The sequence below is a fragment of the Streptomyces sp. CA-142005 genome (genome assembly GCF_050942335.1).
Classification (GTDB): domain Bacteria; phylum Actinomycetota; class Actinomycetes; order Streptomycetales; family Streptomycetaceae; genus Streptomyces.
In genome coordinates this window covers 4,202,217-4,221,406 of the sequence record NZ_CP192078.1, presented here as the reverse complement: position 1 = coordinate 4,221,406, position 19,190 = coordinate 4,202,217, and the positions used below count along the sequence as shown (strand labels likewise).

Annotated in this window: 20 protein-coding genes and 2 tRNA genes; 16 read left to right on the top strand and 6 right to left on the bottom strand. The window is 72.4% G+C overall.

What is annotated here, in order from left to right:
• The first annotated feature begins 35 nt into the window (after window positions 1-35).
• Window positions 36-1,196 (top strand): SUKH-4 family immunity protein, encoded by a 1,161-nt coding sequence (locus ACQPXS_RS19885; protein ID WP_433450723.1) that lies wholly within the window; start codon window positions 36-38, stop codon window positions 1,194-1,196.
• Window positions 1,197-1,371: 175 nt separating this feature from the next.
• Here the strand turns inward: ACQPXS_RS19885 and ACQPXS_RS19880 are convergent.
• Window positions 1,372-1,446, bottom strand: a tRNA-Cys gene (locus tag ACQPXS_RS19880).
• 17 nt (window positions 1,447-1,463) lie between these two features.
• Window positions 1,464-1,561 (bottom strand) — tRNA-OTHER (locus ACQPXS_RS19875).
• 178 nt (window positions 1,562-1,739) lie between these two features.
• Here ACQPXS_RS19875 and ACQPXS_RS19870 point away from each other — a divergent pair.
• From ACQPXS_RS19870 to dapE, 7 genes are all read left to right on the top strand, one after another.
• Entirely contained in the window at window positions 1,740-3,173 is a 1,434-nt protein-coding gene (locus tag ACQPXS_RS19870; protein WP_433450722.1) for an MFS transporter, read from the top strand.
• Between the two features lie 49 nt (window positions 3,174-3,222).
• Window positions 3,223-3,423: a hypothetical protein gene (locus ACQPXS_RS19865; RefSeq protein WP_433450721.1), complete on the top strand. Its 201-nt coding sequence runs from the start codon at window positions 3,223-3,225 to the stop codon at window positions 3,421-3,423.
• The gene (locus ACQPXS_RS19860) at window positions 3,420-3,794 is read left to right on the top strand and encodes a type II toxin-antitoxin system death-on-curing family toxin (protein ID WP_433450720.1); all 375 of its coding nucleotides are present in this window, start codon (window positions 3,420-3,422) and stop codon (window positions 3,792-3,794) included. Before ACQPXS_RS19865 ends, ACQPXS_RS19860 begins: the two co-directional genes overlap by 4 nt.
• A 121-nt stretch (window positions 3,795-3,915) precedes the next feature.
• The gene (locus ACQPXS_RS19855) at window positions 3,916-5,715 is read left to right on the top strand and encodes a DEAD/DEAH box helicase (protein WP_351809193.1); all 1,800 of its coding nucleotides are present in this window, start codon (window positions 3,916-3,918) and stop codon (window positions 5,713-5,715) included.
• Window positions 5,716-6,069: 354 nt separating this feature from the next.
• Window positions 6,070-6,711 carry an IclR family transcriptional regulator gene (locus ACQPXS_RS19850; RefSeq protein ID WP_356309366.1) on the top strand — a complete coding sequence of 214 codons (642 nt, stop codon included), beginning with the start codon at window positions 6,070-6,072 and terminating at the stop codon, window positions 6,709-6,711.
• A gap of 330 nt (window positions 6,712-7,041) precedes the next feature.
• Complete coding sequence (locus ACQPXS_RS19845; RefSeq protein WP_433450719.1) at window positions 7,042-8,508, top strand: amino acid permease; 1,467 nt, start codon at window positions 7,042-7,044, stop codon at window positions 8,506-8,508.
• Window positions 8,505-9,560 carry a succinyl-diaminopimelate desuccinylase gene (gene dapE / locus ACQPXS_RS19840; protein ID WP_433450718.1) on the top strand — a complete coding sequence of 352 codons (1,056 nt, stop codon included), beginning with the start codon at window positions 8,505-8,507 and terminating at the stop codon, window positions 9,558-9,560. Before ACQPXS_RS19845 ends, dapE begins: the two co-directional genes overlap by 4 nt.
• Here the strand turns inward: dapE and ACQPXS_RS19835 are convergent.
• Window positions 9,541-11,094, bottom strand: a complete 1,554-nt coding sequence (locus ACQPXS_RS19835) for a PucR family transcriptional regulator (protein WP_433450717.1) — start codon at window positions 11,092-11,094, stop codon at window positions 9,541-9,543. The genes dapE and ACQPXS_RS19835 overlap by 20 nt on opposite strands.
• Window positions 11,095-11,195: 101 nt before the next feature.
• On the opposite strand from ACQPXS_RS19835, the gene ACQPXS_RS19830 reads away from it, so the two are divergent.
• Genes ACQPXS_RS19830 through ACQPXS_RS19820 form a run of 3 tightly spaced genes read left to right on the top strand, consistent with a single transcriptional unit; the run spans window position 11,196 to window position 13,908 of the window.
• On the top strand, window positions 11,196-11,981 hold the full coding sequence (locus ACQPXS_RS19830; protein ID WP_433450716.1) for a chorismate synthase: 786 nt from the start codon (window positions 11,196-11,198) through the stop codon (window positions 11,979-11,981).
• The gene (menC, locus tag ACQPXS_RS19825) at window positions 11,978-13,087 is read left to right on the top strand and encodes an o-succinylbenzoate synthase (RefSeq protein WP_365323175.1); all 1,110 of its coding nucleotides are present in this window, start codon (window positions 11,978-11,980) and stop codon (window positions 13,085-13,087) included. The genes ACQPXS_RS19830 and menC overlap by 4 nt, the downstream gene beginning before the upstream one ends.
• A 32-nt stretch (window positions 13,088-13,119) precedes the next feature.
• Window positions 13,120-13,908: a S16 family serine protease gene (locus ACQPXS_RS19820; RefSeq protein ID WP_433450715.1), complete on the top strand. Its 789-nt coding sequence runs from the start codon at window positions 13,120-13,122 to the stop codon at window positions 13,906-13,908.
• Here the strand turns inward: ACQPXS_RS19820 and ACQPXS_RS19815 are convergent.
• The 3 genes from ACQPXS_RS19815 to ACQPXS_RS19805 form a co-directional block, all read right to left on the bottom strand.
• The gene (locus ACQPXS_RS19815; RefSeq protein WP_433450714.1) at window positions 13,905-14,087 is read right to left on the bottom strand and encodes a hypothetical protein; all 183 of its coding nucleotides are present in this window, start codon (window positions 14,085-14,087) and stop codon (window positions 13,905-13,907) included. The genes ACQPXS_RS19820 and ACQPXS_RS19815 overlap by 4 nt on opposite strands.
• An 11-nt stretch (window positions 14,088-14,098) precedes the next feature.
• Entirely contained in the window at window positions 14,099-14,692 is a 594-nt protein-coding gene (locus ACQPXS_RS19810) for a helix-turn-helix domain-containing protein (protein WP_433450713.1), read from the bottom strand.
• Between the two features lie 71 nt (window positions 14,693-14,763).
• On the bottom strand, window positions 14,764-15,231 hold the full coding sequence (locus tag ACQPXS_RS19805) for an Lrp/AsnC family transcriptional regulator (protein ID WP_433450712.1): 468 nt from the start codon (window positions 15,229-15,231) through the stop codon (window positions 14,764-14,766).
• A 122-nt stretch (window positions 15,232-15,353) separates the two neighbouring features.
• On the opposite strand from ACQPXS_RS19805, the gene hppD reads away from it, so the two are divergent.
• From hppD to ACQPXS_RS19780, 5 genes are all read left to right on the top strand, one after another.
• On the top strand, window positions 15,354-16,499 hold the full coding sequence (gene hppD / locus ACQPXS_RS19800; RefSeq protein ID WP_433450711.1) for a 4-hydroxyphenylpyruvate dioxygenase: 1,146 nt from the start codon (window positions 15,354-15,356) through the stop codon (window positions 16,497-16,499).
• 34 nt (window positions 16,500-16,533) lie between these two features.
• Window positions 16,534-16,857: a hypothetical protein gene (locus tag ACQPXS_RS19795; RefSeq protein ID WP_433450710.1), complete on the top strand. Its 324-nt coding sequence runs from the start codon at window positions 16,534-16,536 to the stop codon at window positions 16,855-16,857.
• Complete coding sequence (locus ACQPXS_RS19790; protein WP_433450709.1) at window positions 16,850-17,134, top strand: SH3-like domain-containing protein; 285 nt, start codon at window positions 16,850-16,852, stop codon at window positions 17,132-17,134. The genes ACQPXS_RS19795 and ACQPXS_RS19790 overlap by 8 nt, the downstream gene beginning before the upstream one ends.
• Window positions 17,124-17,705 (top strand): nitrile hydratase subunit alpha, encoded by a 582-nt coding sequence (gene nthA, locus ACQPXS_RS19785; RefSeq protein ID WP_433450708.1) that lies wholly within the window; start codon window positions 17,124-17,126, stop codon window positions 17,703-17,705. Before ACQPXS_RS19790 ends, nthA begins: the two co-directional genes overlap by 11 nt.
• Window positions 17,706-17,771: 66 nt before the next feature.
• Entirely contained in the window at window positions 17,772-19,178 is a 1,407-nt protein-coding gene (locus ACQPXS_RS19780) for an FAD-binding oxidoreductase (protein WP_433450707.1), read from the top strand.
• Window positions 19,179-19,190: the final 12 nt, after the last annotated feature.

Below are 19,190 nucleotides of genomic sequence, written 5' to 3'. Positions count from 1 at the left end.
CGCAGGTGGGGCACGGGGAAGATCGCGGGGGAGCGATGAGCACGACCGATGCCGGGGTTCCGGCGATCACGCTGACCGAGGCGGAGCTGGACCGCTATGTCACGCACGGGCCGACGCGCGGCCTGCTCGGCGGCGGCGGACTGCCCGCGGACACCGGCCTGTTGACCTTCTCGCCGCTGCGCAGGCACGGCCTGCGCACGCTCGCCGACGCCGCGGACGGCCCGTTCCGGGTGGCGGACGAGCTGCGGGACCGGCTGGTGATAGGCGAACTGCTCAACCCGGCGGGCATGGAGCGCGAGTCGATCCTGCTCGACGGCGGCACCGGCGAACTGACGACGGCGTACCTGTTCGCCCCGTCCGAGCCCCGCCCCTTCGCGCCCTCCCTGGCCACGCTGCTGCGCTTCGCCGCGGTCACCGAGGAACTCGCGGGTCTGCGCGGCCGTTTCGCGTCCCTCGCGGGTCAGTACGGCCCCAGGACGGTCGCCGAGGCGACCCGCCGCCTGCTCTCCCTCTTCGAGGAGGGCGCGGCCGGCGAGGTCCCGCCGTACTGGAAGGCGGCGGCCCTGATCCGCCCGCTCGCCCTCGTCGCCGGCCCCGGCACCGCCTCCGGTCTCGCCCTGGACGTCCCCGCGCGCCTCCTGGACCAGGAGTTCGGGCACGGCAGGGTGACCCGCTTCGAAGAAGTCGACTTCCCCACGACCCTCACGCACGAGCCGACCCGGCGCTTCCTCCGCGAGACCGGGCTGCCGGAGGAGACGGTCCTCTTCCACGCCGACACGGACGTCCCGCTGCCGACACTCCGGGAGTACTTCACCGACGAGTACGCGGGCGACTACCCCCTAGACGAACTCCCGGCCCACGCCGACCACTTGATCCGCCTCGGCTATCTCGTCGAGGACAACAGTCTGGTGGTCGACGGCAGAACGGGCGCGGTGCTGACCTTCAGCGAGCCGGAGGCCACGCTCTACCCCCTGAACACCGACGTCTCCACCCTCGCCTTCACGCTCTGGCTCCTGCACCACGAGCGCACCATCGACGAACACCTCGCGGGCGAACTGACGACGGAGGCGTACGACCAGCTGGCCGCGGCGATGATCCACACCCTGTCGGCCGTCGACCCCACGGGCACCGCACCCGGCACCCAGTGGCACTACTGGACCGAGCTGTTCCAGGACGAGGCGGGCGGGGTCCTGTGACCCGGCCCGCCCGTGCGCACCACGCTCAGCCGCAGCCGAACCCGACCGGCACATGCACCTGCACCTGCACTGCGACCTTCCAGGTCGGAACAAGGGTCACGGAGTTTCACCGAAGGCAAATCGCAGCCCCTGCTCCCGGCCGCCGAACCGGGCCTGTAAAGCTTGGAGCTGCTTATGGAGGCCGTGGCGGGATTCGAACCCACGTAACTCGCTTTGCAGGCGAGCCCCTGAACCACTCGGGCACACGGCCGTGTTCGGTTGTCGTCTCGGCCGTGGTGGGATTCGAACCCGCGTAACTCCCCGCGAGCGGAGCTCGCTGATGGATGCAGCGCAGGCGAGCCCCTGAACCACTCGGGCACACGGCCGTGTTCGTGGGAATGACGTTATGGCGAGGTGTTCCGCGGGCTCAAGGCGAATGTCCGGGCTGCAATGCGACTGCCACACGGCGTTCATGAACGGCCCCGAGGCGTACGACCAAGGTCGCAGGGCGGGCGGGACCACCGACAGGGGTCAAACCGTGCTGTGGGCCTTACTCTGTCGGCCATGAGTGCCCTTGAGTCGCGTGACGCCGATGTCGTGGAGCCCGTCGACCAGGGCGACGGTGTGCTGGGCCGGGCCTACCGGGCGCTCAGTGTCGGGATCGTGTCCGTCGTGCTGCTGATCGCCTTCGAGGCGACCGCCGTCGGCACCGCGATGCCGGTCGCGGCGCGGGAGCTGGACGGCGTGGCCCTGTACGCGTTCGCCTTCTCCGGGTACTTCACGACCAGCCTGTTCGGCATGGTGCTGGCCGGGCAGTGGTCCGACCGGCGGGGCCCGCTCGGGGCGCTGACCACGGGGATCGGGGCCTTCGCCGCGGGACTCGTCGTCGCCGGGACCGCGCAGGTCATGTGGGTGTTCATCCTCGGGCGGGCGGTGCAGGGGCTCGGCGGCGGACTGGTCATCGTCGCGTTGTACGTCGTCGTCGGCCGTGCCTACCCCGAGCGGCTGCGTCCCGCGATCATGGCGGCGTTCGCGGCCGGCTGGGTCGTACCGTCCATCGTCGGCCCGCTCGCCTCCGGCGCCGTCACCGAGCACCTCGGCTGGCGCTGGGTCTTCCTCGGCATCCCGGCCCTCGTCGTCTTCCCGCTCGCCCTCGCCCTGCCGCAGATACGGCGGAGGGCGGCCGGCCCGGTGGACGAGGAGGCCGGCGCCCTCGCCTTCGACCGTCGCCGGATCCGGCTCGCGCTCGGCATCTCCCTCGGCGCCGGCCTGCTGCAGTACGCCGCGCAGGACCTGCGCCCCCTGTCCCTGCTCCCGGGGCTCGCCGGCGTCGCCCTGCTCGTGCCCGCCGTCCTCGGCCTCCTTCCGCGCGGCACCTACCGGGCGGCCCGCGGCCTGCCCTCCGTCGTGCTCCTGCGCGGTCTGTCCGCCGGTTCCTTCATCTCCGCCGAGTCCTTCGTGCCGCTGATGCTGGTCACCCAGCGCGGCCTGTCGCCGATGCTCGCCGGGCTCTCGCTGGCGGCGGGCGGCGGCACCTGGGCGCTGGGCTCCTGGGTGCAGTCCCGGCCGCGCGTGCAGCCGTACCGGGAGCGGCTGATGACGGGCGGCATGGTGCTGGTCGCCGCCGCGATCACGGCCGCGCCCAGCGTGCTCGTGCACTCCGTGCCCGTCTGGACCCTCGCCGTCGCCTGGGGCTTCGGCTGCTTCGGCATGGGCCTGGTGATCTCCTCCACCAGCGTGCTCCTGCTGAAGCTGTCCGCCCCGGGGGAGGCCGGCGCCAACTCCGCCGCACTGCAGATCTCCGACGCCCTCTCCAACGTCGTCCTCCTCGCCGCGGCCGGCGCCGCCTTCGCGGCCCTCGGCGGCGGCAGCACGGCGGACACCACGGCCGCGGCCACCGACGGCACCCACCCCGCCGCCTTCGCCGCCGTCTTCCTGCCGATGGCGGGGGTGGCGCTGGCGGGGGCCTGGGTGACGACGCGGCTCAGAGCGCGGTGACCTGGGAAATCCGGTCGCCGGGAGGCCTGCCGCACCCTAGCCTTCCCCCATGCCCGAGCTGACCCTCTCGCTCGACGCCGCCACCCAGCAGGCCCTGGACGACCTCGCCGACGCCTCCGGCCGCCGGACCGACGAGGTCGTCCTGGCGGCCGTACACCGGTATCTGCGCGAGGAGCAGGGGGTCGTCCGCGCCCATGCCGAGCGCCTCGCGCGCGGCCACGCCGAGCTGCTGCGGAGGCTGGGCGAATGAGCCGCCACCTCACCGTCGCCGAGGTCACCGCCGTCGCCGAGATCGCCTTCGGCGGCCGGTCGCCCGAGGCGCGTGAACCCGGGCTGCTGGCATCGGCCGTGCACCGGCCGCGGGCCCGGATGTTCGGTACGGCCGCCTACGAGGACCTGTACGAGCAGGCCGCCGCCCTGCTGCACGCCCTGGCCGCCAACCACCCCCTGGTCGACGGCAACAAGCGCACCGCGTGGCTCGCCACCGCCGCCTTCCTCGCCGTCAACGGGGTGGATCTCGCTGACGCCGACCAGGACACCGCGTACGACCTGGTCATCGAGGTGGCCTCCGGTGACCTCGGTGATGTCGGGGTGATCGCGGGGTGGCTGCGGCAGTTGTGACGTGGCTCCCACCCACGGGCGACCCGGCCTCGTTCGCGCGTTGACACCGGCGGGGCGCCGGTAGGGTGGCCCGGTTGTCATACGTAGCCGAGCCGCCCGACCCGCAAGACATACGGAGACCGTGACTACCACCGCCGCTTCCTCCGCTCACTCCCACCACCTCTCGCCCGCCTTCCCGGGCCGCGCGCCCTGGGGTACCGCCAGCAAGCTGCGTGCCTGGCAGCAGGGGGCGATGGAGAAGTACATCCAGGAGCAGCCGCGTGACTTCCTCGCCGTCGCCACGCCCGGCGCCGGCAAGACCACCTTCGCGCTGACGCTGGCCTCCTGGCTGCTGCACCACCACGTCGTGCAGCAGGTGACCGTGGTCGCGCCGACCGAGCACCTGAAGAAGCAGTGGGCCGAGGCGGCCGGACGGATAGGGATCAAGCTCGACCCCGAGTACAGCGCGGGGCCGCTCGGCCGGGAGTACGACGGCGTCGCGGTCACCTACGCCGGTGTCGGCGTGCGGCCCATGCTGCACCGCAACCGCGTCGAGCAGCGCAAGACGCTCGTCATCCTCGACGAGATCCACCATGCCGGTGACTCCAAGTCCTGGGGCGAGGCCTGTCTGGAGGCGTTCGAGCCGGCCACGCGCCGGCTCGCCCTGACCGGTACGCCCTTCCGGTCCGACACCAACCCCATCCCCTTCGTGACGTACGAGGAGGACAACGCCGGCATCCGGAGGTCCGCCGCCGACTACACCTACGGGTACGGGTCCGCCCTGTCGGACGGCGTCGTCCGGCCGGTCATCTTCCTCTCCTACAGCGGCAACATGCGCTGGCGCACCAAGGCCGGCGACGAGGTCGCCGCCCGGCTCGGCGAGCCGATGACCAAGGACGCGATCAGCCAGGCCTGGCGTACGGCGCTCGACCCGCGCGGTGACTGGATGCCCAGCGTGCTGCGCGCCGCCGACCAGCGGCTGACCGAGGTGCGCAAGGCCATCCCGGACGCCGGTGCCCTCGTCATCGCCTCCGACCAGGACTCCGCGCGCGCCTACGCCAAGCTGATCCGGGAGATCACCGGTACCAAGGCGACGCTCGTCCTGTCCGACGACGCCGGCGCCTCGAAGCGGATCGACGAGTTCAGCGAGAGCAACGACCGGTGGATGGTCGCGGTGCGCATGGTGTCCGAGGGCGTCGACGTGCCCCGGCTCGCGGTCGGCGTGTACGCGACGACGATCTCGACCCCGCTGTTCTTCGCGCAGGCCGTCGGGCGTTTCGTACGGTCCCGGCGGCGCGGCGAGACCGCGTCCGTGTTCCTGCCGACGGTGCCCGACCTGCTGACCTTCGCCAACGAGATGGAGAAGGAACGGGACCACGCCCTCGACAAGCCCAAGAAGGAGGGCGAGGAGGACCCGTACGCCGAATCCGAGAAGGAGATGGAGGAGGCGAACAAGCAGCAGGACGAGGACACCGGTGAGCAGGACATGCTGCCCTTCGAGGCGCTGGAGTCCGACGCCGTCTTCGACCGGGTGCTGTACGACGGCGCCGAGTTCGGCATGCAGGCGCACCCGGGGAGCGAGGAGGAGCAGGACTACCTCGGCATTCCGGGCCTGTTGGAGCCCGAGCAGGTGCAACTGCTGCTGCAGAAGCGGCAGGCCCGGCAGATCGCGCACAGCCGCAAGAAGCCGGACAGCGAGGCCGACCTGCTGGAGCTGCCGGCCGAGCGGCGGCCGGTGGTCACGCACAAGGAGATGATGGAGCTGCGCAAGCAGCTCAACACGATGGTCAGCGCGTACGTCCACCAGAGCGGCAAGCCGCACGGGGTGATCCACACCGAGCTGCGCCGGGTCTGCGGCGGGCCGCCCAGCGCGGAGGCCACGGCGGGTCAGCTGCGGCAGCGGATCGCCAAGGTGCAGGAGTGGGCCACGCGGATGAGGTGACTCTCCGCCGGGTCCGGTGGTCGGGGCTCCGCCCCGGACCCCCCGGACCCCCAGGGACTGGCGCGTGTCAGTTCCTGGGGCGTGTGCGTATCCGGACGAATTCAGGCAGGCCGGATCTGGTCTTGCCCGGATTCTGGACGGAGACTTCCGCTCAGCGAACCTGCTTCGCTACTGTCCCGCTACGCATACGCCCCGTGGCAGCGCCGCCGCGGAGCGCAGCCGTGAAGCGACATGCCCGGAGCCGCCGGGCCATCCTGCCGATCGGCGGCCTCTGAAACGCGTCGCCGACGGGACTCGGCGACGCATTCGCCGCTCAGGGGGTCCGCCGACCTCACCGCCGAAGGAGTGGGCGTCGTGACCGCGGAGACCTCTCAGACGCTCGACCGGGGACTGCGTGTCCTCAAGCTGCTGGCCGACACCGACCACGGGCTGACCGTCACGGAGTTGTCCACGAAGCTGGGCGTGAACCGTACCGTCGTGTACCGGTTGCTCGCCACGCTCGAACAACACGCCCTGGTACGGAGGGACTTGGGCGGACGGGCCCGGGTCGGGCTCGGGGTGCTGCGGCTCGGCCGGCAGGTGCACCCGCTGGTGCGGGAGGCCGCGCTGCCCGCGCTGCGGTCGCTCGCCGAGGACATCGGGGCCACGGCGCATCTGACGCTGGTGGACGGGACGGAGGCGCTGGCCGTCGCCGTGGTCGAACCCACCTGGACCGACTATCACGTGGCGTATCGCGCCGGGTTCCGGCATCCGCTGGACCGGGGCGCGGCCGGCAAGGCGATCCTGGCCGCACGGCAGTCGCCGTCCACGGATCCCGGGTACACCCTCACCCACGGCGAACTGGAGGCCGGCGCGAGCGGGGCGGCGGCGCCATTGGTGGGCGTCACGGGCGTCGAGGGCAGCGTGGGCGTCGTCATGCTGTCGGACTCCGTACCGGAACGGGTGGGACCGAGGGTGGTGGAGGCGGCGAAGGAGGTCGCCGAGGCGCTGCGCTGACGCCGACCGTGCCCGATTCCCCTGCGTCGATGGGCTGACCTGCGCTGATGCCGGTCGGGGTGGATTCCGCTCGCCCGCGCTCGTGGGGTACCGCTGCGCCCACCCGTGCCGCCCCAGCGGCACGTCTGCCCGCAGCCGAGCAGCGCTCCGCAGGGGCGCGGGGAACTGCGCGATCAGCCCCCCCGCACCCGCACCCGGCACACAACCCACCCCGCCCCTTTGCTCATCCGGCCAAGCACCCACCCGCACCTTTGGCCGATCCGTACACCCCGCCGCCCCACCCCCTCCGCATCATCAAGGGCCATACACCCCGAGGCGGAGGGAACAGCGGTGGACACAGTGGGTACACGGCCGGAGGCCACGGTACGAGAAGCGGGCGGCGCACGTCGGCTCACCCGGCGCCAGCCGGTGCAACGGCTCGTCGGGGAGGCCGCCGGCAGCCCGCTCAGGCGGAGCATGGGCGTGGCCCAGCTGACGCTGCTCAGCGTGGGTGCCACCCTCGGTACCGGGATCTTCGTGGTGCTGGGGCAGGCCGTGCCGGAGGCGGGGCCCGCCATCGTCGTCTCCTTCGTCGTCGCCGGCGTCACTGCCCTGTTCTCGGCGCTGTCGTACGCCGAGCTGGCCGGCATGATCCCCGGCTCGGGATCCTCGTACAGCTACGCCTACGCCACCCTCGGCGAGCTGGTCGCCTGGGTGTGCGGCTGGTGTCTGATCCTGGAGTACGGGGTGTCGGTCGCCGCCGTCGCCGTGGGCTGGGGGCAGTACGTCAACGAGTTGCTCCAGCTCACCTTCGGCGTCACCCTGCCCGACTCGCTCAGCGCGCCGCCGGGGGCCGGCGGGACCCTCAACATCCCCGCCGCCCTCATCGTCGTACTCGCCATGGTCGTCCTGCTGCGCGGGGCCAAGGAGAGCGCCGTCGCCAACACCATCATGGTCGGCGTCAAGATCGCCGCCCTCGTGCTGTTCTGCGCCGTCGCCTTCACCGCCTTCCGCGCCGGGAACTTCCACCCCCTCTTCCCGCTCGGCGCCGCCGGCATGAGCGCCGGAGCCGCCTCCCTCTTCTTCTCCTACATCGGGTTCGACGCCGCCTCCACCGCGGGCGAGGAGGCACGCAACCCGCAGAAGGACCTGCCGCGCGCCATCATCCTGTCGCTCGTCCTCGTCACCGCCCTGTACGTGCTCGTCGCCGTCGCCGCGCTCGGTGCCATGCCGTGGAAGCAGTTCGCGGGGACCGAGGCCACGCTCAGCGAGGTGCTCGTACGGTCCGTCGGCGGCGGGAACCTGTGGCCGATCCTGCTGTCCGTCGGCGCGGTCGTCGCCACCACCAGCGTGGTGCTCACCGTGCAGTACGGGCAGATCCGCATCCTCTTCGCGATGGCCCGGGACGGGCTCGTGCCGCCCCTGTTCGCCAAGGTGCACCCGCGCACCGGTGTGCCCCGCGCCAACACCGTGATCGTGTCGGCGTTCATCGCCGTCCTCGCCGCACTCGTCCCGCTCGGCAGCCTCGCCGACGCCACCAGCATCGGCACGCTCTTCGCGTTCATGCTGGTCAACGTGGCGGTGGTGCTGCTGCGCCGGCGCAGCCCCGACACCCCGCGCTCCTTCCGGGTGCCGTTCTCGCCCGTCACCCCCCTGCTCGGCGTCGGCTTCTGCGTCTACATGCTGGGCAGCCTGGGCACCGACACCTGGATCGCCTTCGGCGCCTGGATGGCGGCCGGGCTCGTCGTCTACGGCCTCTACGGCGTCCGGCACTCCAGGCTCAACCTCGACCAGGCCCTCCGGGAAGACTCCGCATGACCCGCCTCGACCTCACCGCCGACGTCGTCACCCTCACCCGTGCCCTCGTCGACCTGCCCTCCGAGAGCGGGCAGGAGGCACGGATCGCCGACGCCGTGCACACCGCCCTGCGCGCCCTGCCCCATCTCACCGTCGACCGGGTCGGCAACTCCCTCGTCGCCCGCACCCGCCTCCGACGCGACGGACGCGCCCTGATCGCCGGGCACCTGGACACCGTCCCGGCCGCCGGGAACCTGCCCTCCCGGCTCGCCGACGACCGTGTGCACGGGCTCGGCGCCTGCGACATGAAGGGCGGCGTGGCCGTGGCCCTCCGGCTGGCCGCCACCGTTGCGGAGCCCGTCCGCGACCTCACGTACGTCTTCTACGAGTGCGAGGAGGTGGAAGGGGACCGCAATGGACTCGCCCGGATCGGGGCCGAGCGGCCGGACCTCCTGGCCGACGCCGAACTCGCCGTCCTCATGGAACCCTCCGACGCGGGCGTGGAGGCCGGCTGCCAGGGCATCCTCACCGCCGACATTGTGGTCAGGGGCGCCCGCGCCCACACCGCCCGCGCCTGGCAGGGGGTCAACGCCGCCCACAAGGCCGGCCAGGTCCTGCAACGGCTCGACGCGCACCGGCCCGAGCGGGTCCTCGTCGACGGGCTGGAGTACCGGGAAGGGCTCAGCGCCGTCGCCGTACGGGCCGGGGTCGCCGGGAACGTCGTACCCGACGAGTGCGTCGTCACCGTCAACTGCCGGTTTGCGCCCAGCCGTTCACCGCAGGAGGCCGAGGCGTACGTGCGCGCGCTCTTCCCGGAGTACGAGGTGCGCGTCAGCGAGGTCGTCGGCGGTGCCCTGCCGCATCTGGACCGGGTCGGCGACCTCGTCGCCGCGCTCGGTGCCGAGCCGCGGCCCAAGCTCGGCTGGACGGACGTGGCCCGGTTCGCCGCGCTGGGCGTGCCCGCGCTCAACTACGGCCCCGGGGACCCCTCCCTCGCCCACACGGCGGGGGAGTACGTGCCCGTGGCGCACCTGCGCGCATGCGAGGAGCGGCTCAGGGCGTGGCTGAGCTGAGGCCCGCCAGCGCCCGCAACTGGAGCCAGAGCACCAGCCGTTCGTCGGGGTCGTCCAGGTCGACCCCGGCGTGCTGCTGGAGCTGCCTCAGGCGATAGCGGCAGGTGTTGGGGTGCACGGCGAGGAGCTTCGCCGCGCCCGCCATGTCGCAGCCCGCGTCGAACCAGCAGACGAGCGTGCGGGCGTACTCCGTGCCGTGCGCGGCGTCGTACGCCAGCACCCGCCGCCAGGCACCCGCGCTCAGCTCCCGGTGCTCGCCCATCACTTCGGTCAGCCGCAGCAGGGTGACGCGGGCCCGCACCTCGTCCACGCAGGCCACCGGCAGCTCCGCGTCCAGCACCCGCAGCACCAGGTCGGCGTCCGCCCGGGAGCCCGCCAGCCCCGCCGCGTCCGGCACCACCTCGCCGAGCGCCGCCCGCACCGGCACCCTCAGCGCCTGCCCCGCCCGCGCCACGATGTCCTCGGCCAGCTTCTTGTGCCGCTCGCCGGAGCCGGGCAGCACCGCGTACACCACCCCGTCCACCAGCACGCCCGCGTGCCGCCCGTAACGCGCCTCGCACTGCAGCCGTACGACGTCCAGCAGGCGCAGCGTGGTGCGCTCGGTGTCCGGGACGCCGGCCGTCGAGTCCAGCACGAAGGCCGCCACCCGGGCGGGACCGGCCAGGCCCAGGCGCTCGGCGGCCGTCGCCGCATCCGCCGCCGTGCCGTCCAGCAGGCGGCGCAGCAGTTCGCTGCCCCGGTGCCGGGCCAGTTCCCGGGCCGCGCGCGCCCGCAGCAGGAGCAGGGCGGCCGTGGACGCGCCCTGGGCGAGGGTGTCGTCGGCGTCCGGGGCGAGCGAGCCGCCGTCGACCACCCACACCGAGCCGAGCGTCTCCCCGCCGGCCCGTACCGGCATCGCCAGGCGGGGCAGGCCGCCGGCGGACAGCGCGGGCAGCCTCAGCGGGCGGTCGGCGGCGAACAGCCGCCGGTACTGCTCGGTGTTCTCCGCGCTGGCCGGAACCTGCCGGCCGAGGATGCCCTGCCGGCGGTCCTCGTCCACCGGCTGCCCGGGGACGGTGGAGTAGGCGAGGATCCGCTGCCGCGGGTCCTCGACGGCCGTGGCCCCGCCGGTCGCCGTCGCGATCGCGTCGGCCAGCGCGAACAGGTCGCCGAGCCCGCTGTCGGGGGCGGCGGCGGTGGGCCGGGCGGCGATGGCCGAGGCCAGCAGCAGATGCACGTGGTGCCAGGCGGCGTCCTCGGCGACCGACAACAGGGCCACGCCGTACTCCTCCGCCGCCGCGACCGGGCCGTCCGCGCCGCGCACCACCACCCCGGTCAGTCCGGCCTCGGCCGCCGCCCGCAGCAGCGGGCCGGACTCCGCCGCCGGGACACCGACCGCGAGCAGCAGCGCGCCGGGCTGCCGGGGCGGCGGGGTGCGGCCGTCGTGGAGCACCGCCTCGGTCACCGGGACGGCCTGCCCGGCGGGGGCCGTGTGCAGGCGCAGGGCGGGGCCGCCGACGACGTCCAGGAGGTCACCGAGGGTGCAGGCGTCCATGAGGGTCCCCAGCGGGCTGTTGGCGGATGGTGCAACGAACGTACGCGTGCGTTGGCCGCTCGCACAACACACACGGAGCCGGCTCCTTCGAGACTCGTGCCATGACAGCAGGAGTCACCATCCGCACCGTCCACGACGTCGCCTCCCTCGCGGCCGTGGCCGGCTACTTCAGCGACGTCTGGCAGACACCCCGCACCGCACCGCCCTACCCGGCCGAGGTCCTGCACAGCCTGGTGCACGCCGGCGGCGCGGTGCACGCCGCGTACGACGGGCAGCGGCTGGCCGGCGCGTCCGTCGCCGTCCTCGGCGCCGACCGCGGCACCTACTCGCTGGTGGCCGCCGCCGACCGGGGGCTCGGGCACGCCGTGAAGCTGGCCCAGCGCGACTGGGCCCTCGGCCTGGGCGCCCGCACCATGCGCTGGACCTTCGACCCGCTGGTCGGCCGCAACGCCCGCTTCAACCTGGCCAAGCTGGGCGCCACCGGCACGGAGTACCTGGTCGACTTCTACGGCCCGATGACCGACGGCGTGAACGACGGCGACGAGAGCGACCGGCTGACGGTCACCTGGGACCTGGGCGCGCCACCGGCGCCGTACGACATCGCACCCCGCGGACCGGTCACCGCCACCGCCCCCGACGGCGACCCCCTCACCCGCCGCGACGAGCGGCACATCTGGTGCCGGGTGCCCGAGGACATCGTCAAGCTGCGCGCCGCCGACCCGGCGCTGGCGCTGCGCTGGCGGCACGCGGTGCGCGAGGTGCTGCTGACGGCCTTCGTGGAGGGGTTCCGGGCCACCGGGATGTCCCGCGACGGCTGGTACACGCTGACCCTCCCCCACTCTCGGCTGCGCTCGAGCGGGGGGACCCCCATGGAGCAGGCCGCGTGAAACTGGAGCGCGTCGAGATCGTGCACGTGGCGATCCCGCTGGTCACCCCGTTCCGTACGTCCTTCGGGACGATGACGACGAAGGACACCTTCCTCCTGCACGTCGTCACCGACTCCGCCGAGGGCTGGTCGGAGTTCGCCGCCGACCCCGAGCCGCTGTACTGCTCGGAGTTCGTCGCCGGCGCCGAGATCGTGCTGCGCGACTTCCTGATCCCGCGCGTGGCGGCGCTGGGCGAGGTCACGGCCGCCGCCCTCGCCCCGGCCGTGGCCAAGATCAAGGGCCACGAGCTGGCGAAGGCGGCCCTGGAGACGGCCCTGCTGGACGCCGAGCTGCGCACGTACGGCATGCCGCTGGCCGTGTATCTCGGCGCGGTGCGGGACCGGGTGCCCGCCGGGGTGTCGGTCGGCATCAAGAACTCGGTGCCGGAGCTGCTGGACGACGTCGAGCGCTACCTCGCCGAAGGGTACGTCCGCATCAAGCTGAAGATCGAGCCGGGCTGGGACGTGGAGCCGGTACGGGCGGTCCGCGACCGCTTCGGCGAGGCACTGCCCCTGCAGGTGGACGCCAACACCGCGTACACCCTGGCGGACGCCGAGCGGCTGCGGCGCCTGGACGAGTTCGGGCTGCTGCTGATCGAGGAGCCGCTGCAGGAGAACAACCTGCACGCCCACGCCCAGCTGCAGCAGCGCCTGCGCACCCCCGTCTGCCTGGACGAGTCCCTGCACCACGCCTCCGACACCGCCGCCGCGATCGCGATGGACGCCTGCCGGGTGGTGAACGTCAAGCCCGCCCGGGTCGGCGGCTACCTGGAGGCCCGCCGGGTCCACGACGTGGCGCACGCGCACGGGGTCCCGGTGTGGTGCGGCGGCATGCTGGAGACGGGCGTCGGACGCGCCCCCAACCTCGCCCTGGCCGCCCTGCCCGGCTGCACGCTCCCCGGGGACACCTCCGCGTCCTCCCGCTACTTCGCCGAGGACATCACCGAGCCGTTCGTACTCCAGGACGGCCACCTGCCGGTCCCGACCGCCCCCGGAATCGGCGTCGAGCCCCTTCCGGAGGCCCTGCGCCGCTTCACCCGGGGCCGGCGGGACCTGTACGCGGCATAAGGCACGGCTGGTGGTCACGTTAGATTGATCCCGTGCTCTCACGTCTCACGCGTCCCCAGGCCGTAGCCGTCTGCGCCGTGCCCGTCGCGGCCCTGCTGGCCACGGCGGCGTTCGCGCCGCTGCCGTTCTCGGTGGGGCAGCCCGGGATGACGGCGAACGTGCTCGGCGAGAACAAGGGCAGCCAGGTGATCACCGTCTCGGGCGCCCCGGCCCGGCGGACCAGCGGGCAGCTGCGGATGGTCACGATCGAGGCGACCGGTCCGGACGCCACGGTGACCCTCAAAGACGTGATCGGCAACTGGTTCCGCACCGACCGGGCCGTGATGCCCCGCGACGCGGTCTACCCGAGCGGCGAGAACGTCAAGGAGATCGAGCAGCACAACGAGGCGCAGATGAAGCAGTCCCAGGACGCCGCGACCCAGGCGGCGCTGAAGTACCTGGGTCTGAGCGCCGACAAGGTCAAGGTCACGCTGAAGCTCGCCGACGTGGGCGGACCGAGCGCGGGCCTGCTGTTCACCCTGGGGATCATCGACAAGCTGCACGGCGACGGCAGCGGCGGCGACCTCACGGGCGGCCGTACCGTCGCCGGTACGGGCACGATCGACGCCTCCGGCAGGATCGGCGCGGTCGGCGGGGTGGCCCTGAAGACCCAGGCCGCCCGACGTGACGGCGCCACGATCTTCCTGGTCCCGAAGGCCGAGTGCACCGACGCCAAGGCGGAACTGCCGAAGGGACTGCGCCTGATCCCGGTCACCACGCTGAAGAGCGCCGTGGACTCCCTGGAGGCGCTGGATAAGGGGAAGTCCGTGCCGACCTGCTAGGCCGGTACGGGGGTCGGCCTCGGGGTGGCGGCGAGACGCAGGCCGAGTTCGACCAGGGTCCAGCCGAGGCGGGTGCGCAGTTCGACGTGGGGCTTCGCCTCGGCGGCGAGGCGGTGGGCGGCGGCCTGGGCACGCAGGTCCGCGGCGCGGAGCCGGGCGAGCTGGACCTCGGTGTGCATGGCTGTACCTCTCAGTCGGTCTCGACGGGGAACAGGTGCGTGTGGATGCGTACGTGCTCGGAGTCGGGGGTGTCCCGGGCGGTCTCGCGGTCGCGGTAGTCGTCGATCAGGGCCTGCATCCGGCCGATGAGCTCGCGGGTGAGGTCGGGAGTGAGCCGGATCGTCGCGTCGCTCAGGTTGGCGGCGCGGGACCACGTCGGCAGCCACCTGTCGCGGGTGGCGACGAAGCCGGCCAGCTCACGGCCGTGCGCGGTCACCATCTCGTGCAGGAAGACGTCGGCCGCGCCGCGCACCGCCGGGTCCGGGCTGCGCAGCAGGTCCTCGCCCACACTCAGACCCTGGTCGACCGCCTGCCACCAGCGCTCCCGGCCCTTGCCTTGCTCCGGGGCGTCCTCGATGAAGCCGTGGGTGGCGAGCTGGCGCAGATGGTAGCTGGTGGCTCCGCTGGACTCACCGAGCCGCGCGGCCAGTTGGGAGGCTGTCGCCGGGCCGTGGTGCCGCAGGGACTCCAGCAGTTGCATGCGCAGCGGATGGGCGAGCCCGCGCAGCGAGCGTGCGTCGAGCTGCCGCTCCTTCCGGTCTTCGTGTCGTTCGTGCTCCGTCATGCATACAAAGATAGCTATGCAAAGACCTCTTTGCAACGCTCTCTTTGCATCAACTCCTTTGTAAGCCGCCCTTACTCCTCCGCCGCCTGCTCCACCAGCGGGATGATCCGCAGCGGAACCGGGTTCTCCATGACGATCGCCGTGGAGGCGCGGACGATGCCCTCGAAGCCGACGACGCGGTCGATCACCCGCTGGAGGTCGGCGTTGGAGCGGGCCACCAGGCGGCACAGCATGTCCCCGCTGCCGGTGGTGGTCAGCAGCTCCAGCACCTCCGGCACGGTCGCCAAGTGCGCCCGGACGTCGGGACCCTGGCCCTGCCGGATCTGCAGCGTGGCGAAGGCCGTGACCGGGTAGCCGAGGGCCGCCGGATCCACCTGGGGGCCGAAGCCCCGGATGACCCCGCTGGACTGCAGCCGGTCCAGGCGCGCCTGCACCGTGCCCCGGGCGACCCCGAGCCGCCGGGACATCTCCAGCACCCCGATGCGCGGCTCGCGCGCGAGCAGCACGATGATCCGCCCGTCCAGATGATCGATCGCCACGGCACCTCCAGGGATGGGCATCCTGTACAGAAAGACCGCCGATACGGCCCTATCACTGAACAGATTGCCCAGTGAACACGGAAACTATTGCGCACCTTGCAGGGCGGGTCCACGCTTCCGCTATGACGCAGACCACTCACCACACTCCCGACACCGCCCGGCAGGCCGACCCCTTCCCGGTCAAGGGAATGGACGCGGTCGTCTTCGCCGTGGGCAACGCCAAGCAGGCGGCGCACTACTACTCCACCGCCTTCGGCATGCAGCTGGTCGCCTACTGCGGACCGGAGAACGGCAGCCGCGAGACCGCCAGTTACGTCCTGGAGAACGGCTCCGCCCGCTTCGTGTTCACCTCGGTGATCAAGCCGAGCACCGACTGGGGCCACTTCCTCGCCCGGCACGTGGCCGAGCACGGCGACGGCGTCATCGACCTGGCCATCGAGGTCCCGGACGCCCGCGCCGCGCACGCCTACGCCGTCGAGCACGGCGCCCGCTCGGTCGTCGAGCCGTACGAGGTGAAGGACGAGCACGGCACCGTCGTCCTCGCCGCGATCGCCACCTACGGCGAGACCCGCCACACCCTGGTCGACCGCTCCGGCTACGACGGCCCCTACCTGCCCGGTTACGTCGCCGCGAAGCCGATCGTCGAACCGCCCGCCCAGCGCACCTTCCAGGCCATCGACCACTGCGTCGGCAACGTGGAACTCGGCCGGATGAACGAGTGGGTCGGGTTCTACAACAAGGTCATGGGCTTCACGAACATGAAGGAGTTCGTGGGCGACGACATCGCCACCGAGTACAGCGCGCTGATGTCGAAGGTCGTCGCGGACGGCACCCTCAAGGTCAAGTTCCCGATCAACGAGCCCGCGATCGCCAAGAAGAAGTCCCAGATCGACGAGTACCTGGAGTTCTACGGCGGCGCCGGCGTCCAGCACATCGCGCTGAACACGGGCGACATCGTGCAGACCGTCCGCACCATGCGCGCGGCCGGCGTCGAGTTCCTCGACACCCCCGACTCGTACTACGACACCCTCGGCGAGTGGGTCGGCGACACGCGGGTGCCGATCGAGACCCTGCGCGAACTGAAGATCCTCGCCGACCGCGACGAGGACGGCTACCTGCTGCAGATCTTCACCAAGCCGGTCCAGGACAAGCCGACGGTCTTCTTCGAGATCATCGAGCGGCACGGCTCGATGGGCTTCGGCAAGGGCAACTTCAAGGCCCTGTTCGAGGCGATCGAGCGGGAGCAGGAGCGCCGCGGCAACCTGTGAGGCGAGGGCGCCGAGGCGGACGTAGGCTCACGTCGTGGCCAAGATCAACGACGTGGGCGGCACGGTCGGCTTCGGCGCCATCGACACCACCGACGACCCCGAGCCCTTCCACGCGGACTGGGAGGCGAGGGTCGCCGGCCTCCTGCTCGCCCTGCGCGAGGCGGGGCTCTTCCATCTCGACGAGTTCCGGGACGCCATCGAGTCGATCCCGCCCGCCCGGTACCTGACCACCTCCTACTACGAGCGGTGGTTCACGGCCATCTGCTCCCTGCTGGAACGCAAGGGCGTCCTCGCACCGGGTGAACTCGACGAGCGGGAACCCGGCGGCCGCGGCGCGACGGAGACCGCGGATGCCTGACCGCTTCACCGCCGGCACCCGGGTCCGCACCTTCCCGTACGACCCGCCGCACCACACCCGCCTGCCGCGCTACGCCCGCGGCAAGCCGGGTGTCGTCATCGAGCCGGAGGAGCGGGCACCCCTGGCCGACCTCAGCGCACAGGGCCGCGCGGACGCGCCCGTCGAACAGGTCTACGCCGTGCGCTTCGCCGCCCGCGACCTGTGGGGCGAGGGCGATCACCACGTCGTACTGGACCTGTGGGAGAGCTGTCTGGAGGAGGTGCCCGATGAGCGGTGACCACTCCGACGCGGCGATCGCCCGCAGGGTGCGGCGGCTGGAGACCCTGCTCGAGGAGAAGGGGGTGCTCACCGGCGCGCGGCTGGACGAGGTCATCGACGCCTTCGTCACCGGCGCGACCCCGGCGAACGGCACCTGCGTGGTGGCGCGCGCCTGGACCGACCCGGCCTACGAGGCTCGGCTGCTCTCCGACGGAACGGCCGCGGTCCGCGAACTCGGCTACATGGAGGGTGCCCACGAGCGGCTGAGGGTGGTGGAGAACACCGAGAACGCCCACAACGTCGTCGTCTGCACGCTCTGCTCCTGCTACCCGCTGTTCCTGCTCGGCCCGTCCCCCAGCTGGTACAAGTCCGAGGCCTACCGCTCCCGGGTGGTCAGGGATCCGCGTGCCGTCCTCGCCGAGTTCGGCCTGCACCTGCCCGCCGACACCCGGATCACCGTATGGGACTCCAGCGCGGAGACGCGCTCCATGGTGCTGCCGAGACGGCCCGGGGACACCGAAGGGCTGAGCGAGGAACAGCCGGCGGCGCTGGCCACCCGCAACGCCCTCATCGGGACCGCCGCGCTCTGAACCCGGCCGGCGGGCCGGAGGGAGACGGCCGACGGGGTTCACAGCGATGGCCCATGGTGCGACGCTGTGATCATGAGCCGTATCCAAGCCGCACCCGACGAGGCCCAGGGCAACCTCACCGACCGGCTCCTTTCGGGCCTGCCGGCCGAGGCGGTCCTCACCGACGCCGACGTCACGGCCTCCTACGCCAACGACATGGCGAGCTTCTGCCCGGCCGGCACCCCGGCCGTCGTCGTCCTGCCGCGCACCGTCGAACAGGTCCAGCACGTCATGCGCACCGCCACCGAACTGCGCGTCCCGGTGGTCCCGCAGGGCGCCCGCAGCGGACTGTCCGGCGCCGCCAACGCCACCGACGGCTGCATCGTGCTGTCTCTCACCAAGATGGACCGCATCCTGGAGATCAGCCCCGTCGACCGGATCGCCGTGGTCGAACCCGGCGTGATCAACGCGACGCTGTCCCGTGCGGTCGAGGAACACGGCCTGTACTACCCGCCGGACCCCTCCAGCTGGGAGATGTGCACCATCGGCGGCAACATCGGCACCGGGTCCGGCGGCCTGTGCTGCGTGAAGTACGGGGTCACGGCCGAGTACGTCCTCGGCCTGGACGTGGTGCTGGCCGACGGCCGACTGATGTCCACCGGCCGCCGTACCGCGAAGGGCGTCGCCGGCTACGACCTCACGCGTCTCATCGTCGGCTCCGAGGGCTCGCTCGGCATCGTCGTCCGGGCGGTGCTCGCGCTCAAGCCCAAGCCGCCGCAGCAGCTGGTGCTGGCCGCCGAGTTCCCCTCCGCGGCCGCCGCCTGCGACGCCGTCTGCCGGATCATGGAGGGCGGTCACGTCCCGTCCCTCCTCGAACTGATGGACCGTACGACCGTCAAGGCGGTCAACGACCTCGCCCACATGGGCCTGCCGGAGACCACCGAGGCGCTGCTGCTGGCCGCCTTCGACACCCCGGACCCGGCCGCCGACCTCGCCGCCGTCGGCGCGCTGTGCGAGGCCGCCGGCGCCACCGAGGTGGTCCCGGCCGAGGACGCGGCCGAGTCCGAGATGCTGCTGAAGGCCCGGCGGCTCTCGCTGACCGCGCTGGAGGCGGTCAAGGGCACGACGATGATCGACGACGTGTGCGTACCCCGCTCGCGGCTCGGCGCGATGCTGGAGGGCGTCGAGCGGATCGCCGCCAAGTACGACCTGACCATCGGCGTCTGCGCCCACGCCGGCGACGGCAACACCCACCCCACCGTCTGCTTCGACGCGGCGGACGCGGCCGAGTCCCGGCGGGCCCGCGAGTCCTTCGACGAGATCATGGCCCTCGGCCTGGAGCTCGGCGGCACCATCACCGGCGAACACGGCGTCGGGATGCTGAAGAAGGAGTGGCTGGCCCGGGAGATCGGCCCGGTCGGGGTCGAGATGCAGCGCGCCGTGAAGCAGGCCTTCGACCCCTTGGGCATCCTCAACCCGGGCAAGGTGCTCTGAGTCCCCGGTACC